Source organism: Labedaea rhizosphaerae (genome assembly GCF_004362825.1).
Lineage (GTDB): Bacteria > Actinomycetota > Actinomycetes > Mycobacteriales > Pseudonocardiaceae > Labedaea > Labedaea rhizosphaerae.
In genome coordinates, this window is the sequence record NZ_SNXZ01000004.1 from 608,615 (window position 1) to 623,917 (window position 15,303).

The 15,303-nt window shown below is 70.7% G+C and carries 14 protein-coding genes; 8 read left to right on the plus strand and 6 right to left on the minus strand.

Annotated elements, in window-relative coordinates; translation table 11 throughout:
* Nucleotides 1–177: 177 nt before the first annotated feature.
* Both EV186_RS25795 and EV186_RS25800 read right to left on the minus strand, forming a co-directional pair.
* Nucleotides 178–1,167, minus strand: coding sequence for a hypothetical protein (locus EV186_RS25795; RefSeq protein WP_133851962.1), 990 nt, complete (start codon nucleotides 1,165–1,167; stop codon nucleotides 178–180).
* Nucleotides 1,160–1,849 (minus strand): SDR family oxidoreductase, encoded by a 690-nt coding sequence (locus EV186_RS25800; protein WP_133851963.1) that lies wholly within the window; start codon nucleotides 1,847–1,849, stop codon nucleotides 1,160–1,162. The genes EV186_RS25795 and EV186_RS25800 overlap by 8 nt, the downstream gene beginning before the upstream one ends.
* A 28-nt stretch (nucleotides 1,850–1,877) precedes the next feature.
* Here EV186_RS25800 and EV186_RS25805 point away from each other — a divergent pair, with 28 nt between their 5' ends.
* Nucleotides 1,878–3,119 carry an FAD-dependent oxidoreductase gene (locus EV186_RS25805; RefSeq protein ID WP_243754268.1) on the plus strand — a complete coding sequence of 414 codons (1,242 nt, stop codon included), beginning with the start codon at nucleotides 1,878–1,880 and terminating at the stop codon, nucleotides 3,117–3,119.
* 1 nt (nucleotide 3,120) lies between these two features.
* On the opposite strand, the gene EV186_RS25810 is transcribed toward EV186_RS25805, so the two are convergent.
* Nucleotides 3,121–4,134, minus strand: coding sequence for a YeiH family protein (locus tag EV186_RS25810; protein WP_133851964.1), 1,014 nt, complete (start codon nucleotides 4,132–4,134; stop codon nucleotides 3,121–3,123).
* A gap of 73 nt (nucleotides 4,135–4,207) precedes the next feature.
* On the opposite strand from EV186_RS25810, the gene EV186_RS25815 reads away from it, so the two are divergent.
* Nucleotides 4,208–4,957: a GntR family transcriptional regulator gene (locus EV186_RS25815; RefSeq protein WP_133851965.1), complete on the plus strand. Its 750-nt coding sequence runs from the start codon at nucleotides 4,208–4,210 to the stop codon at nucleotides 4,955–4,957.
* Nucleotides 4,958–5,188: 231 nt separating this feature from the next.
* Here EV186_RS25815 and EV186_RS25820 read toward each other — a convergent pair whose 3' ends face one another.
* On the minus strand, nucleotides 5,189–5,572 hold the full coding sequence (locus tag EV186_RS25820; RefSeq protein WP_133851966.1) for a Na-translocating system protein MpsC family protein: 384 nt from the start codon (nucleotides 5,570–5,572) through the stop codon (nucleotides 5,189–5,191).
* A gap of 253 nt (nucleotides 5,573–5,825) precedes the next feature.
* On the opposite strand from EV186_RS25820, the gene EV186_RS25825 reads away from it, so the two are divergent.
* From EV186_RS25825 to EV186_RS25835, 3 genes are read left to right on the plus strand one after another with little or no spacing between them, the layout of a single operon-like run.
* Nucleotides 5,826–6,359, plus strand: a complete 534-nt coding sequence (locus tag EV186_RS25825; protein WP_133851967.1) for a cysteine dioxygenase — start codon at nucleotides 5,826–5,828, stop codon at nucleotides 6,357–6,359.
* Nucleotides 6,356–6,760 carry a rhodanese-like domain-containing protein gene (locus EV186_RS25830; RefSeq protein ID WP_243754269.1) on the plus strand — a complete coding sequence of 135 codons (405 nt, stop codon included), beginning with the start codon at nucleotides 6,356–6,358 and terminating at the stop codon, nucleotides 6,758–6,760. Before EV186_RS25825 ends, EV186_RS25830 begins: the two co-directional genes overlap by 4 nt.
* 55 nt (nucleotides 6,761–6,815) lie before the next feature.
* Nucleotides 6,816–7,388 (plus strand): GNAT family N-acetyltransferase, encoded by a 573-nt coding sequence (locus EV186_RS25835; RefSeq protein ID WP_133851968.1) that lies wholly within the window; start codon nucleotides 6,816–6,818, stop codon nucleotides 7,386–7,388.
* Between the two features lie 63 nt (nucleotides 7,389–7,451).
* On the opposite strand, the gene EV186_RS25840 is transcribed toward EV186_RS25835, so the two are convergent.
* Nucleotides 7,452–7,772: a hypothetical protein gene (locus EV186_RS25840; protein ID WP_133851969.1), complete on the minus strand. Its 321-nt coding sequence runs from the start codon at nucleotides 7,770–7,772 to the stop codon at nucleotides 7,452–7,454.
* Between the two features lie 252 nt (nucleotides 7,773–8,024).
* Between EV186_RS25840 and srmL the strand changes: the two genes are divergently transcribed.
* A complete protein-coding gene (srmL, locus tag EV186_RS25845; protein ID WP_133851970.1) occupies nucleotides 8,025–9,122 on the plus strand; it encodes a PheS-related mystery ligase SrmL in 1,098 nt (365 codons plus the stop codon).
* Between the two features lie 116 nt (nucleotides 9,123–9,238).
* Here the strand turns inward: srmL and EV186_RS25850 are convergent, their stop codons facing one another.
* Nucleotides 9,239–11,299, minus strand: coding sequence for a M3 family metallopeptidase (locus tag EV186_RS25850; RefSeq protein ID WP_133851971.1), 2,061 nt, complete (start codon nucleotides 11,297–11,299; stop codon nucleotides 9,239–9,241).
* A 73-nt stretch (nucleotides 11,300–11,372) separates the two neighbouring features.
* Between EV186_RS25850 and EV186_RS25855 the strand changes: the two genes are divergently transcribed.
* Complete coding sequence (locus tag EV186_RS25855) at nucleotides 11,373–12,668, plus strand: MFS transporter (RefSeq protein WP_243754270.1); 1,296 nt, start codon at nucleotides 11,373–11,375, stop codon at nucleotides 12,666–12,668.
* Between the two features lie 99 nt (nucleotides 12,669–12,767).
* Nucleotides 12,768–15,293 (plus strand): class III lanthionine synthetase LanKC, encoded by a 2,526-nt coding sequence (gene lanKC / locus EV186_RS25860; protein ID WP_133851973.1) that lies wholly within the window; start codon nucleotides 12,768–12,770, stop codon nucleotides 15,291–15,293.
* Nucleotides 15,294–15,303 lie beyond the last annotated feature (10 nt).

Sequence of the window (15,303 nt, forward strand, 5' to 3'; positions counted from 1 at the left end):
TATCAATCGGCCTATTGACGCCGGTCACAGCGCGGCGCACAGTTCTCTGGTGGTCGATGACCGGACCCCTGGCAACTCGATGCCGCCCCAACGGCTCTACGAGTGCTCGGTGTGCCACAAGCAGAAGCGGCAGGCCACGCCGCCCCGGTGTCACGGCATGCCGATGAAGCGCAAAGGCTAATCGGGCTCGGCGAAGATCGCCCGCAATGTGGCGCAGTAGCCGCGCGCGCTGGCGATGGCGGCTGAGTAACTGGCGATCGCAAAGATCAGGAACACGACCGCGACCAGCACGGCACCGACGAACATGCCGGTCCTTGTGCCGAGCACGACGAGTGCGAGCGCGGCCAGAATCACGTGGATGAACACGAGCGTGCAGTACATATCCAGCCGTGTTCGGAACTGGTCGTGGTGCTGCCGGAGCCGGGGCGGGATCGTCTCGCCCCTGCGCAGCACGATGCCCTCGGTCTCCTCGCCTTCGGGGGTGACGACATCCTCGGTGGCCCGCAGGACGTTGCCCAGTTTGGTCGGCATCATCCGGTGGATCCGCGGGTACTCGTCGAGAGCCTTGATCAGCTGCAAGGACCGACCGAGCCGATCCGGGCGTGCGAAGTGCCGCAAAGTCAAATCGTCGGCCGTCTTGCGGTGCTCTTCGGTCCATGGACCAACGCCGAGCCCTTCCGGCGAGTTCTCCGCCTCCATGATCCAGATGACCTCGCGCGGGATCCCGTGCCCCCGCATCGACTGCAGAGCTTCCTCGTCGATCAGCTTCTCGAGGTCCTCGGACCGCTTCTCGAGCTTGAGGCATTGCCTTGCCTTGTGGCGCACCAACAGGCGATAGATGCCGATCTTCACCAGCGGCCCACGCCAGTAGCCCTCCAGCCACCGGATCGCGGTGAAGGCGAACGCCTGGCTGACCATCGTCGCGAGCACTAACGCGAAGAAGAGAACGACCAAGATGCCGAGTGGCTTCGCGGTGAGCGCCACCACCGCGTGGCCGAAGTCGAAATTGCCCTGCGTGCGCAGTTGGGTCAGCACTGCCAAGCAGCCCACCAGCATCATCGCGGGTAGCCACGCGCTCAGGCTGAGCTGGTCCAGCACCTTCCCGAGGAACTGTGACAAGCCTTCGGGCGGCTTCGGCTCCTCTTTGGGCGGCGACTGCTCAGGCACCGTGGACCGGCACGTGGGCACCGTTCATCGCGCTCGAGGCGTCGTCGCAGAGGAAGGCGATGACGTCGGCGATGCGTTGCGGCGTGACCCACCTGCTGCGGTCGGCGTTCGGCTGCGACGCGCGGTTGGCCGGCGTGTCGATCACGCCCGGCAGGATCGCGTTGGTCCGCACCCCTTGCGACCCGTACTCGGCCGCCAGGGCACCGACCAACCCGAGCACCGCCGACTTCGCGGTCAGGTATCCCGACGCCCCCGGGAACGGGTGCAAGGCCGCCCGCGCCGACACGCAGACGATCGAGCCGCCGCCGGCCGCGAGCAGGTAGGGCAACGCGGCCTGGCAGACGAGGTAGGTCGGCCGCAGGTTCAGCCGCAGCAACCGGTCGAACTCGTCGACCGGGGTCTCGTGCAGCGGACCGCCCATGGCGAAGCCGCCGACCAGGTTGACCACCGCGCGCAGCGGTGCGTCGGGGGACGATGCGGCGAGGTCGGCGCACTGGGTCACCGACGCCTCGTCGAACAGGTCGGCCTGCACCAGCTCCAGGCGCTCGTGCGCGCCGACGCGGGTCAGCTCCTGCTCGGCGACCCACGGCACGACCACCCGCCAGCCGCGGTCGAGCAACGCCGCGGTCACCGCCGAGCCGAGCCCGCCGGTGCCGCCTGTGACCAACGCCGTCCTCGCCATGGGGGCGAACGCTACTAGGTTGGGGCCGGTGACCGACTTCGACGTGATTGTCGCTGGCGGCGGCTCGGCCGGGGTGGCGGCCGCGGTCGGCGCGAGCCAGGCCGGGGCCCGGACGCTGCTGGTGGAGCGCGGCCCGTGCCTCGGCGGCGCCGCGACCCTGCGCAACGTGACGACCTACTGCGGCCTCTACACCCGCGAGGACAGCACGCAGGTGGTGTTCGGCGTCGCCGAGCAGGTACTTACCGGGCTTCGGCAGGCGGGCGCTGTCGCCGACCCGCAAAAGCTCACGTCGGTGTTCGTGGCGTTCGACCCGGAGCAGCTCAAGGTCGTGCTCGACGACGTGTGCATGCAGGCCGGTGTGGAACTGTTGCTGCACAGCCAGGTCGTCGGCGCGGAGCGCGACGGCGACCGGATCACCGCGGTCCGCCTGCTCGACCACAGCGGCGTCCGGACGGTCACCGCCGGGTCCTTTGTGGACGCCAGTGGCGAGGCCGACCTCGCCGCGCACGGCGGCGCCGAGGTGCGCTACGGCAACGACGGCTGGGTGCAGAACGGCAGCCTCGGCGTCCGGTTCGGCGGCATCCCGGCCACCGCCGAGGTCACCAGGGAGGTCGTGACCACGGCGATCCGCGCGGCCCGCGCTACCGGTCGGACGCTGCTCTCCGAGCGCAGCGCCATCACCCGGCTGCCGATCTCGGGCGACCTCATCACGTTCCTGGTCGACGAGGCCTATGACGCCCGCGATGCCCGTGACGTCACCCGCGCCGAGGTCAGCGCGCGCAAGCAGGCCCAGGAATACCTGCAGGTCATCCGCTCGTTGCCGGGTTGCGCGGGCGCCTACATCGCGAGCACCGGCCCGGAGCTGGGCACCCGCGAGTCCCGCCACGTGGTCGCTCGGACCAAGCTCGACTTCGACCACGTCAAGAGCGCGCGGCTCGGCCCGCACCCGGTCGCGCTCGGCGCGTGGCCCGTGGAGTTCCACCTCGGCCCGGGCAAGGGCTCGAAGTGGGAGTTCCTCGACGCGCCCGGTTACTTCGGCATCCCGCTGGATGCCTTGCGCAGCAACAACACCGCCAACTTGTTCGCGGCCGGCCGGGTCATGGACGGGGACCGGCTCGCGGGTGGCTCGCTGCGCGTGATGGGCACGGCGTTCGCCACCGGGCACGCGGCCGGGGTGGCGGCGGCACAGGCCGCGGACGGGGACCTCGACCCCGAGAGCGTGCGCAAGGAACTCAACCGCCAAGACGCACGGTTGCCCGAAGGGAACTGACTCAGAGCTGGCCGGTCAGCGCCTGCAGACCGAGGCTCGACGCCGCCACCGCCACCCACAGCAAACCACCCAGCAGCAGCGGTCGTGGCCCGGCGGCCCGCAGGTCGTCCGGACGCATGCCCAGGCCGATCCCGGCCAGCGCCATCGTGATCAGGAACGTGCCGAACACGCCGATCGGCCCGTGCCAGGAAGCAGGCACCAGACCGATGGTGTTGAGCAGCGAAGCGACCAGGAAGCCGACCAGGAACACCGGCACGACCTTGTGCGGCGCCACGCGCCTGCCCGATCGCCGCCACGCCAGCACCAGCACGATCGGCACCAGCATCAACGCCCGGGTCAGCTTGACCACGATGCCGTACCCGCCGGCCTCGGGCCCGTAGCCGAAGGCGGCGGCCACCACCGACGACGTGTCGTTGATCGCCGTGCCCGCCCACAGCCCGAACGCGTGCTGGCTCAACCCGAGCAGGTGCCCGATGGGCCCGAACAGCAAGACGGCCGCGATGTTGAACGTGAAGATGGTGCCGATCGCATAGGCCACTTTGGACTTCTCGGCGCCGATCACCGCCGTGGTGGCGGCGATGGCCGATGCGCCACAGATGCCCGTGCCCACGCCGATCAGCAGCTGCGTGTCACCGCGCACGCCGAGCAGCCGGCCGAGCACGTACGCGCCGCCGAGCGCGATCGCGAGCGTGCCGAGCATGACCGGCAGCGACGAGCCGCCGACGTCGACGACGGTGCCCAGCGACAACCCGAGGCCGAGCACGACGATCGAGAGCTGCAGGACCTTCTTCGACGCGAGCGTGTAGCCGACGGCCAGCCGCGCGGAGCGCAGGCCGGGCACGAACGTCCCGCACACGATGCCGAGCAGGATCCCGAAGACCGGCCCGCCGACGACGGGGACCAGCAGGCCGAGGCCAGTGGCCGCAGCCGCGAGCACGAGGGCGACCACCAGTCCGGGCAACGGCGACGGCGGCTGAACCTGCTGGTCCGGTGCTACCCGGTCGACCAGCGCCATCCGCCACCTCCAAATGTCCGGACATTTAAGTTACCGGGTGACCGGACATTTGTCCATCAGTACCGTGACGGCCATGACCAGCCGTCCCCTCGACCGCGACGCTGACCTGCCGCTGTGGCAGCAGCTGCAGCGCGACCTGGTGACGCGGCTGGAGGCGGGCGAGTTCGCCGACAAGTTCCCCGGCGAGCTGGCGCTGGTGCACGACTACGGGGTCAGCAGGCACACGGTCCGCCAGGCCCTGGCGCGGTTGCGGGCCGACGGCCTGATCGTGGCCGGGCGGGGCCGGCAGCCGAAAGTGGCGACCGCGCCGGAGATCCACCAGCCGCTCGGCGCGCTCTACAGCATGTTCGCCTCCGTCGAGGCGGCCGGGCTCGACCAGCACAGCACCGTGCGCACTCTCGACATCCGGGCCGACGCCCTGATCGCCGAACGCCTCGGGCTCGAAGGCTCGACGCCCATGGTGTTCCTCGAACGCGTGCGGCACGCGGGCGACGAGCCGCTCGCCGTCGACCGGGTGTGGCTGCCCGCCGCGCTGGCCCGGCCGGTGCTGGACGCCGACTTCCGCCACACCGCGCTCTACCGGGAGCTCGAGGACCGCACCGGGATCGTGGTCAGCCGCGGCCGCGAGGAGATCCGCGCGGTAGTGCCGACCGCCGGGGAGCGGCGGCTGCTGGGCTGCGGCCGGGACGCCGCGGCACTGTCGATCACGCGCCTGGGCTACACCACCGACGGCCCGGTGGAGTGGCGGCACACGATCGTGCGCGGCGACCGCTTCGCCCTCACCGCCGAATACTCGGCCGGCGCCTACCGGCTCACGAGCTGACCAGCGCCGGCGTGACCCGGTGATCGTGACGCACCGCTCGGGCGCACCTTCCTCTTCCTGCGAACGTGCGCAGCCCCGCAGTCGTTCCTGCGGTGCACCGCAAGGTTGCCCTCCCGGGACTGGCATCGGCAGGAATCGACTGGTGGGACCACAGATGCCGCGGCTGGAGGCGGCGAGCTCGGGCCGGCGCAAGCCTTCGCGCTGCTGCGCAGCTCGGCCGGCAGCCATCCGTCACGAGCTGAGTTCCTCGGTCGCGTCGAACTCGTCGTGGTCGGAGAACACGAACACCCGCACCGCGTTGCCGGTGCCCGGGTGCACCTGCGCGAGGTAGGCCGACACCGGCTCCCCCACGATCGCCTCGATGGCGGACAGGAAGTCCTCGCGGGTCGCCTCGTGCAGGGCCTCGTGGTGCTCGATCACCGCGGCCCGGTAGCCGCGCTCGGTCAGCACCGCGTCGGCCACGGTCAGGCTGTCCACCGACAGCACGACCAGGCTGACCGGGTCGTCCTCGCTCACCGAGACCTTGACGTTGCGCGGCCCCCGCCCGTAGAACGTGCGCTCCAGGCTGGTGATCTTCTCGGCGACGGCGTTGCGTTGCGCCTTCGTTATCCGCACGCTTGGAGTTTAGGCGTGACCACCCGCTCTGTGCTCGCTCCAGGTCTTGGGGTTACCCTGCGGACAAGGCGCCCGATCGGGTGCCCCACGAAACCTGACAAAAGCATAGTGAATTCGGGCTGCCGTGCAGCGATCGTGCGGTAGGGCGGCTCGAGCGAGATACATCCCGCGATGGCCGGGTGCGACGACTCCCACGAATCCGGGGGTCGGCGGATGCGGACATCACGGGTGTGGCAGCAGAAAGGCTTATCTCGTGGACACACGCCACCGCGGGCTGCAGACGCCCGCCCAGTTGCGCTCCCTGGTCGCCGACATCGCCGCGACGCCCGAACTCTGGGCGGACGAGGTCCGGTTCGACCTGACGGAACGCTATTTCTCCCGGCTGCGGCTGACCGACGACTACGAGGTCTGGCTGATCTGCTGGGACATCGGTCAGGACACCCTCTTGCACGACCACGGCGGCAGCGTCGGCGCGTTCGCGGTGGCCAGGGGCAGTCTCGTCGAGGACCACGGCAGCCTGACCACGCCGGGTCTGCGCACCAGGAGGCACACCGCGGGCGACGCGGTGGCGTTCGGGCCGGACTACGTGCACAACCTGGTCAACGTCAGCATGACGCCGACGGTCAGCATCCACGCCTACGCACCGGCGTTGACGTCGATGAACTTCTACTGCTGGTTGCCGACCGGGCTGCACCACCTGCGTGAGATCGCCTGCGACACACCCGAACCCGACACCACCGCGCTCGAAGCCGAGGCCGCGGAGCTGCGTGTGGCGGTGGCGCCGTGACAGCCACCATCGAGCGGTTACTGGACAACGCACGCGCCCACATCACCCGCTACACCCCGCAAGAGGCGGCCGACGCCATGCGGCGCGGCGCCGTCCTGGTGGATCTGCGGCCGACCGAGTTCCGGTGGCGCAACGGCGAAATCCCCGGTGCGGTCGCGGTTTCGCGGCACGTGCTGGAGTGGCGCCTGGACGTCACCGGCCCGTGGCGGCTGAAGGAACTGCGCCCGGACGACCTCGACCAGGAGATCATCCTGATCTGTAACGAGGGTTACACGTCCAGCCTCGCCGCCCACCAGGTCACCGAGGAACTCGGCCTGACCAGGGTGCGCGACGTGGTCGGCGGCTTCGCCGGCTGGCGGTCCGCCGGGTTCCCCTCCGTGACCCGGTTGACCGGCGACTGAGCAGGCGATTCGGGCGTACTGTCGGTCTTGTCGCCAGCCAGACGGGAGTACGCGGATGACCTCTGAGCCACTGCAGGTGGAGCAGCCGGTGGACAGCACGGCCCCCACCCTCGTCACCGAACGGCTGCAGCTGCGGGCGTGGTCGCTGGACGACGCGCCCGCCGCGCTGCCCGTGTACGGCGACGCGAACGTGGCCCGATGGTTGTCCCCCGCCATGGACCAGGTGCCCGACGTCGCCGCGATGCGCCTGCTCATCCAGATGTGGACCGCCGAAGACGCCCGGCTGGCCCCGCCCGCCGGGCGTTGGACGGTCGCCCTGCGCGAGACCGGCGAGGTGATCGGCGGCGCCGTGCTGCTGCCGTTGCCGCCCGGCAACGAGGATCTGGAGATCGGCTGGCAACTGCACCCCGCGCAGTGGGGCAAGGGCTACGCCACCGAGATCACCCACGCCCTCGCGAAGTGGGCGTTCAGCCAGGACATCGACGAGGTGTTCGCGGTGGTGCGCCCGCGCAACGAGCGGGCCGCCGCCGTGGCCCACAAGACCGGGATGCAGTGGGTCGGCGAGACCGAGAAGTACTACGGGCTCACGTTGCAGGTGTTCCGGCTGCGCAAGGCGGACCTGACGTAGTTCGCCGGGTGTGGCTCGGCACGGGATCCGTACCGAACCACACCCGCTCATTCGGTCAGGGCTTTAGTCCCACCAGTCGAAGTAGTAGCCGTTGCACTGACTACCCGGCAGGCACGTGTTGTCGGTGCCGGCCCAGTACAGCGGGCTCGTCTGGTAGCCGTAGTGGACGAACTCGAGCCGCGACGCCTCGCAGGTGTCGTAGTTGAACCCGCACCACTTCCGGCCCGATGCCGTTGCCGTTGCCGGCGTTGCCGAATCCACGGCCACGACCGCCTTGTCGGCGCTCTGCGCCGGCGCGGCCGCGGCCGTGCCGGTCCACGTCGCGCCCAGCACCACGCCGGCCGCGATCGTGAGGCCGACACGGCGCACCAAAGTGGACATCATCAATGTTCCCCCAGGTTGTTGACCTTGAACAGATGAACGCCTGGCAGCGTATCCCTTACCGTGTTGGCTTTTGGTCAGAACTTGACAAAAGCGGTTGCCGTTGCCGCTACGATGGAGTGATGAGCAGTCGGCGATTTCTCCGCCCCCGGCCGGGTTTCGGCCGCGGGGTGCGACGCCTGACGTCCTGAGTCCCGCGTGTCGTCGCGGCCGGGGGTGAATCCCCAAGCCGCTACGACCTTCCGAGGACTCACCATGAACACCCTTCTTTCCCCGGCTGAACTCTCCGCTGCGCTGTCGTTGCGCGACCTCACCGATCCCGCGTCCGGGCCGCACGCCATGCAGTTGCTGCTGTCCGCGGCCGTCGCCGCCTTGGCCGATTCCTGGCCGTCCCGGGTGTCCTGGCACCGCGACCGGCCTCTCGTGTCCACTGAGGACAACTACGACCGCCTGGGTTATGGTTCGGCCGCGATCACGCGGGACGGCCGGTATTCCCGGTATGCCAGCGAAACCGTGATGTTGCGCAGCCACACGTCGGCCGGGATCCCGCCCGCGTTGCGGGCGCTGGAAGCGCCGGACGACGTGTTGCTGGTGCTGCCTGGCGTGGTGTATCGCCGGGACGTGATCGATCGCCTGCACGTGGGAACGCCGCACCAGGTCGACCTGTGGCGCATCGCCACCCGCCCGCTCGGTGAGGACGACTTACTGTCCATGGTGGACACCCTGGTGCGGGCGGTGCTGCCCGGGGCGCGGTGGCGTGCCGAGCCCGCGACGCACCCGTACACGACGAGCGGGCGCCAGATCGACGTCGAGACACCGGACGGCTGGGTCGAGCTGGCCGAATGCGGTCTGGCCGCCCCGCACGTGTTGCGGTCGGCGGGGTTGGCCGGTTCCTGGCACGGCCTGGCCCTGGGCATGGGCCTGGACCGGGCGTTGATGCTGCGCAAGGGCGTGCCGGACATCCGCCTGCTGCGGTCGTCCGATCCGCGGATCGCGTCGCAGATGCAGGATCTGGCGCCGTGGCGGCCGGTCTCGATGATGCCGCCGGTGCGCCGCGACCTGTCCCTGGTGGTGTCGGTCGCGGACGAAGAACTGTTGGGCGACAAGGCAAGGGCGGCTGTCGATGGCGACCTCGTGGAGTCGCTCACCGTGCAGGCGGTGACCCCGCACGAGGACCTGCCGACCGCCGTCCAAGCGCGGCTGGGCACGAAGCCAGGGCAGCTGAACGCGTTGGTGCGCCTGGTCTTGCGTCCGGTCGACCGCACCTTGACCGACGCCGAGGCCAACCGGCTCCGCGACCAGGTATACGCGGCCCTGCACGAGGGCCCGCACCCCGAATGGACCACCCACTGACCCGCGTGTCCCCTCGTCCCACCCCGCGTGTCCCCTCGTCCCGCACGGCGTGTCCCCCGTTCGAGCGGATCGGAAGAGGGGACACACCCGGCCGGAAGAGGGGACACGCGTGGGGGTCAGGCGCCGGTGAGGCCGCGGCGTTGGAGCAGGGGGCCGATCTCCGGGTCGCGCCCGACGACGTCGCGGAACGCGTCCATGGCGGGCACGCTGCCGCCCCGGCTCAACAGCCCGCGCCGGAACGCGTCGCCGTTCTCCCGGCGCAGCCCGCCGTTGGCGCGGAACCACTCCACGGTGTCCGCGTCCAGCACCTCGCTCCAGATGTAGGAGTAGTAGCCGGCCGCGTACCCGCCGCTGAAGATGTGCGCGAAGTACGTGCTGCGGTACCGCGGCGGGATGGCCGCCACGGCGACCCCGGCCTTCTCCAGCGCCGCGGCCTCGAACTGCGCCACGTCCTCGACCACGTCCTCGGTCCCCAGCCGGTGCCACGCCTGGTCCAGCAGCGCGGCCGCCAGGTACTCCGTCGTCGCGAAGCCCTCGCCGTACTGCGTGGACGCCTGCAGCTTCTCGACCAGTTCGGCCGGCAGCGGCTCACCGGTCTTGTAGTGCCGCGCGTAGTTGGCCAGCACCTCCGGCCACAGCATCCACATCTCGTTGACCTGCGACGGGAACTCGACGAAGTCCCGCGGCACCGAGGTGCCGGTGAACTTGGGGTACTTCACGTCCGAGAGCAACCCGTGCAGCGCGTGCCCGAACTCGTGGAACGCCGTGGTGACCTCGTCGAAGGTCATCAGTGTCGGCTCACCGGCCGGCGGCTTGGGGATGTTGAGGTTGTTCACCACGACCGGCAGCGTGCCGAGCAACGACGACTGGTCGCTGTAGCTGTTCATCCACGCGCCACCGCGCTTGGCGTCCCGCGTGTGGTAGTCGCCGAGGAACAGCCCGATCGGGCTGCCGTCCTCGTCGGACACCTCGAAGACCCGCACCCCCTCGTGGTAGACGGGCAGGTCGGTGCGTTCGGTGAAGGTCAAGCCGTAGAGCTTGGTGGCGGCGAAGAAGACACCGTCGTGCAGCACCCGGTCCAGCTCGAAGTACTCCCGCAGCTGCGCGCTGTCCACGGCGAACCGCTCGCGGCGCACCCGCTCGGCGTAGAACGCCCAGTCCCACGCCTCGAGCGTCGCGCCGGGCACGTCTTGTTCCAGCAGCCGCTGCAGTTCCTCGGCCTCGACGCGCGCGTTGGCCACGGCCACCGGCGCGAGCCGTTCGAGCAGGGCCAGCGCGGCTTCGGCGCTTCCGGCGGTCTCGTCGGCGATCACGTAGGACGCGTGGTGCGGGTGGCCGAGCACGGCGGCCTTCCGCGCGCGCAACGCCGCGATCCTGATCAAGGTCGACGACGTGTCGTTCTCGTTGCCCCGTGCGCCGCGGGCGACCGAGGCCTTGTACACCCGCTCCCGCACGGAGCGGTTGGTCAGCGACGCCAGCGCGGGCTGGCTGCTCGGCAGGATCAGGGTCAGCAGGTACTTCCCGGACAACCCGCGCGCGGTCGCCGCCTCGGCGGCCGACGCGATCGCGTCCGGCGACAAACCATCCAGTTCGGACTCGTCGTCGACCACGACAGCGAGGTCGTTGGACTCGGCGAGCAACTTCTCCTGGAAGGCGGTCGACAGCGACGACAGCTCCTGGTTCAGCTCCCGCAAGCGGTCCCGGGCCGCTTCGTCGAGCGCGGCGCCGGAACGCAGGAAATCCGTGTGGTAGCGCTCGAGCAGGTAGCCCGACTCGGCGTCGAGGCCGAGGTCGTCCCGCCGCTCGAAGAGGTCCTTGATCCGCCCGAACAGCGCCTGGTCCAACAGGATCGCGTCGCGGTGCGCCGCGATCTTCGGCGCGATCTCGGCCTGGATGCGTTGCAGCTGCGGGGTCGTGTCCGAGGACGCGAGGTTGTAGAGCACGAACAGCACGCGGTCGAGCAGCCGGCCCGAGCGTTCGAGCGCGACGATCGTGTTGTCGAAGGTGGCCGGCGCGGGATCGTCCGCGATGGTGCGCACCTCGGCGGCCTGTTCGGCCAGCCCGGCCTCGACGGCCGGCAGGTAGTGCTCGACCTGGATGCGGTCGAAGGGCGGGAGCCCGAAGGGCAACTCACTGGGTGCGGCGAACGGGTTGTCGCCGGGCAGGGTCGGCAGCATGCCCACTACATTAGCCTTGCGAACGATCCCGCAAAGCCTCCACGTTTTGCCAGGTGATCGCTACTCTGCGTTGGTGCGGTCACTGGGGAGCGACTTCGGCCGGCTCTGGGCCGCATACGCCGTCAGCTCGGCGGGTAGCACCCTCGGCGCGGGCGCGCTCGGCCTGGTCGCGGTGCTCGCACTGGACGCACCCGCCTGGCAGGTGTCGTCGCTCACGGCGGTCGGCGCCGCGGTGAGCGCGGTGGTGGCGCTGCCGTTCGGGTCGTGGATCGAGTTCGGTCGCAAGCGGCCCGCGATGATCGCCGCCGACCTCGTGCGGTTCGTCACGTTGGCCAGCGTGCCCGCCGCGGCCGCGTTGCACCTGCTCACCTTGACCCAGCTGTACGTGGTCAGCGTGGTCCAGTCCACGGCGTTCGTGGCGTTCACGGCGGCCAGTGGCGCGCACCTCAAGGCGTTGGTCGCGCCGGCCGACCGGGTCGTGGCGACCAGCAGGCTGGAGAGCACCGACTGGATCTGCTGGAGCACCTGCCCGCCCCTGGGCGGCGCGCTGGTCGGCGCGTTCGGCGCGACCACGACGATGCTGGTGGACGCGGTGTCGTTCCTGGGTTCGGCGCTCGGCGTGCGGCGCATCCGCCGCCCCGAACCGCCGCCACCGGTGCCCGAGACGCCACGCGGACGCGACCTCGGCGCGGGCTGGCGCTACCTGTTGACCCATCCGACCCTGCGACCCCTGTTCCTCAACGCGGTGCTCTACGGCGGTGGCGTGCTGCTGGTCTCGCCGCTGGAAGCCGTGCTGATGCTGCGCGACCTCGGCTTCGCGCCCTGGTCGTACGGCCTCGTGCTGGGCTTGCCGTGCCTGGGCGGCGTGCTCGGCGCCCGGCTCGCGCCCCGGCTGCAGGCGCGGTTCGGCGTGCACCGGGTGCTGCGCTACGGCGGGATCGCGCGCACGCCGTGGCTGCTCGCGATCCCGTTCGCCGGACCCGGTCCGGCGGGGGTGGCGCTGCTACTGGTCACGAATTTCGGCCTGCTGCTCGCCGCCGGGGTGTTCAACCCGGCGTTCGCCGCATACCGGCTCGACGTGACCCCGGACCGCGTGCTCGCCCGGGTGCTCACCGCGTGGTCGATCGGCTCGCGTGCGGTCAAGCCGCTGTTCATCGCGGCGGGCGGCGCGCTGGCGGCGGTCACCGATGTGCGGACCGCGATCGGGGTCGGCGGGGTGGTGTGCCTGCTCAGCGTTCTGTTGCTACCGCGGGGAAAACGTGAATCCGGCGATCACCCGGACGAGGTACCGGCACCTCACCTGCGGCAATCGTCGAATACGACGGTTCCACTCACACGAGCGAGTGAAAATTCCGACGCCGCTGGTTGACCGAGCGTTTCCGGTCTTGGGCTTCCCTGCCACGGAAGTGGAGCCTTGCCGCCCTCTTGGCGGATTGGCCCGCGCCGATCACCGTGGCGGAATGGTCACGTGGATCTCAGATATGAGGCGTTCTGCCTCGCCGATCCGCTGTTCTTCGACGAACAGCGGGCCAACGGCAGCCCGGCGGACGCCTTCACCGCACAGGCGCCGGCACCGCAGGGCTGGGTGGCGGCCGAACGCGGGATCTGGCGTTCGCTGCACCCGGAAGGACACGTCCTTCCCTTGCAAGGCTGGAAAATCCACGTGTCGGCCACACTGTCCAACGCGGACCGCGTGCTGGCCACCACGGCGGCGTACTGCGCGGCCAACCGCCTCGCGTTCAAGCACCTGCGCGGCCGCACCACCCTGCTCGCCCGCAACGCCAAGTACGCGCCACGGGAAGGCAGCGGAAAACTCGTCACCATTTACCCGGTGGACGAGGACCAATTCGCCACCACCCTGGCGAAATTGTCCGCACTGCTCGACGGTGAGCCCGGCCCCTACATTCTGAGCGACCTGCGTTACGGCGACGGTCCACTTTATGTGCGCTACGGCGGTTTCGCGCCACGGTGGACCGAGGTCGACGGTACCCGCGTGCCGGCCGTGCTGCGCCCCGACGGTCAACTGGTTCCCGACGAGCGCAAGCCGACCTTCGTGCTGCCCGACTGGGTCAGCCTGCCGAGCTGCCTCGCCGCCCACCTGGCCGCACGCCGGTCGGGCGACCCGACGGTGTTCCCGTACAAGGTCAGCAGCCCGCTGCACTTCTCCAACGGCGGCGGCGTCTACCGCGCCACCCGCACCAGCGACGGCGTCGAGGTCATCCTCAAGGAGGCCCGTCCGCACGCCGGGCTCGACCGCGACGGCCGCGACGCCGTCGCCCGGCTGCACGACGAGCACGCCGCCCTCGACCGGCTGCTGGGCATCCCCGGCATCCCGCGGGTTTACCGGCGGCTCACCGTGTGGGAGCACCAGTTCCTGGAGATGGAGCCGATGCCGGGCATCCCGCTCGGCTCGTGGGTCGCCCGCCACTACCCGCTGACCCGGCGTGAGGCGACCTCGCAAGCGCTTGCCGACTACACGCAACGCGCGCTCGCGGTGCTCGACGCCGTGACCGCGACGCTCGCCGAGGTGCACCGGCGCGGCGTGGTGTTCGGTGACCTGCACCCGCAGAACATCCTGGTCGAGGAGACCGACGACGGCGATCGCGTGTCGCTGGTCGACTTCGAGATGGCCACCCACGCCGCCGATCCGAGGCCGCCCGGCCTTGGGGCTCCGGGCTTCCGCAGTACCGACGGCACGGCCGGGATCGCGCTCGACGAGCACGCGCTCGCCGTGCTGCGGCTCTGGCTCTTCCTGCCCGTGGCGCCCTTGCTCGAGCTCGCGCCCGGCAAGCTGCAGTCCCTTGTGGACCACACGCGGTGCCGTTTCTCGTTGCCGGCCAACCACTACGCCGGGCTCCGGACCCGGGCCGAGCACCTTCCCACCGAACTGGACCGGACCGACCCCGACTGGCCGCTGGTGCGCAAGTCGATCGCGCAGGCCATCCTCGCCAGCGCGACCCTGCAGCGCGCCGACCGGCTCTTCCCCGGCGACATCGAGACCTTCCGGCTGGGCGGCGCGTGCTTCGGCTACGGCGCGGCCGGGATCTTGTACGCGCTGCACGTCGCCGGCGAAGGCCGCTACCCGGAACACGAACGCTGGCTGCTGAACGCGATCCGCACCCGGCCCAGCCGGCCCGGCTTCCTCGACGGCGCGCACGGCATCGCGTTCGTGCTCGACGCGTTCGGCCACGAGGAGCAGGCCGACGACCTGCTCGCGGCGGCGGCCACCATGACCGCGCAGACCTCCGCGCACGGCCTGGCGAGCGGGCTGGCCGGCATCGGGCTGACCCGGCTGTACCTGGGCCTGCGGCGCCGCGACCGGGACCTCGTCGCCGATGCCGTGACCATCGGCGAGCGGCTGCTGCTCGACCTGGAGCACGCCGAGGCCCCAGGTCCCGTCGGCCGGGCGGGGCTGCACGACGGCTGGTCGGGGCCCGCGTTGTTGTTCATCCGGCTGCACCAGGTGACCGGTGACGTGGCGTGGCTCAACCACGCCGACCGCGCGCTGGCCCGCGATATCGAGGAGTGCGTGCGCACTGACGACGGCTCGCTGCAGGTCCGCGACGGCACCCGCACGCTGCCGTACGCGGGCGTGGGCAGCGCCGGGATCGCGCTGGTCGCGGCGCAGCTGGTCCGGGCGGGCGGCTTCCCGACGGCCGAGCAGGTACCGGCCCTGCTGGATTCGTGCCGTGCCGAATTCTGTGTCCAACCCGGACTGTTCTACGGCCGGGCCGGGCTGATGAGCGCGCTCGCCGCACACGGGCAGCGCGACGCCGTGGCCATGCACCTGTCCCGCTTCGCCTGGACGGCCGTGCCCTACGCGGGCGGCATCGCCTTCCCCGGCAACCAGTTGCTGCGGCTGTCGATGGACGTCGTGACCGGGGGTGCGGGCGTGCTGCTCGCGCTTGCCGGGGTGCTCGACGGCCACGGGGCCGTGTTGCCGTTCCTCGGTGAGGGAGGGCCCAGTGACCTCCGGCCGCCGGCCGGTGGGTGAGGGATCGAGA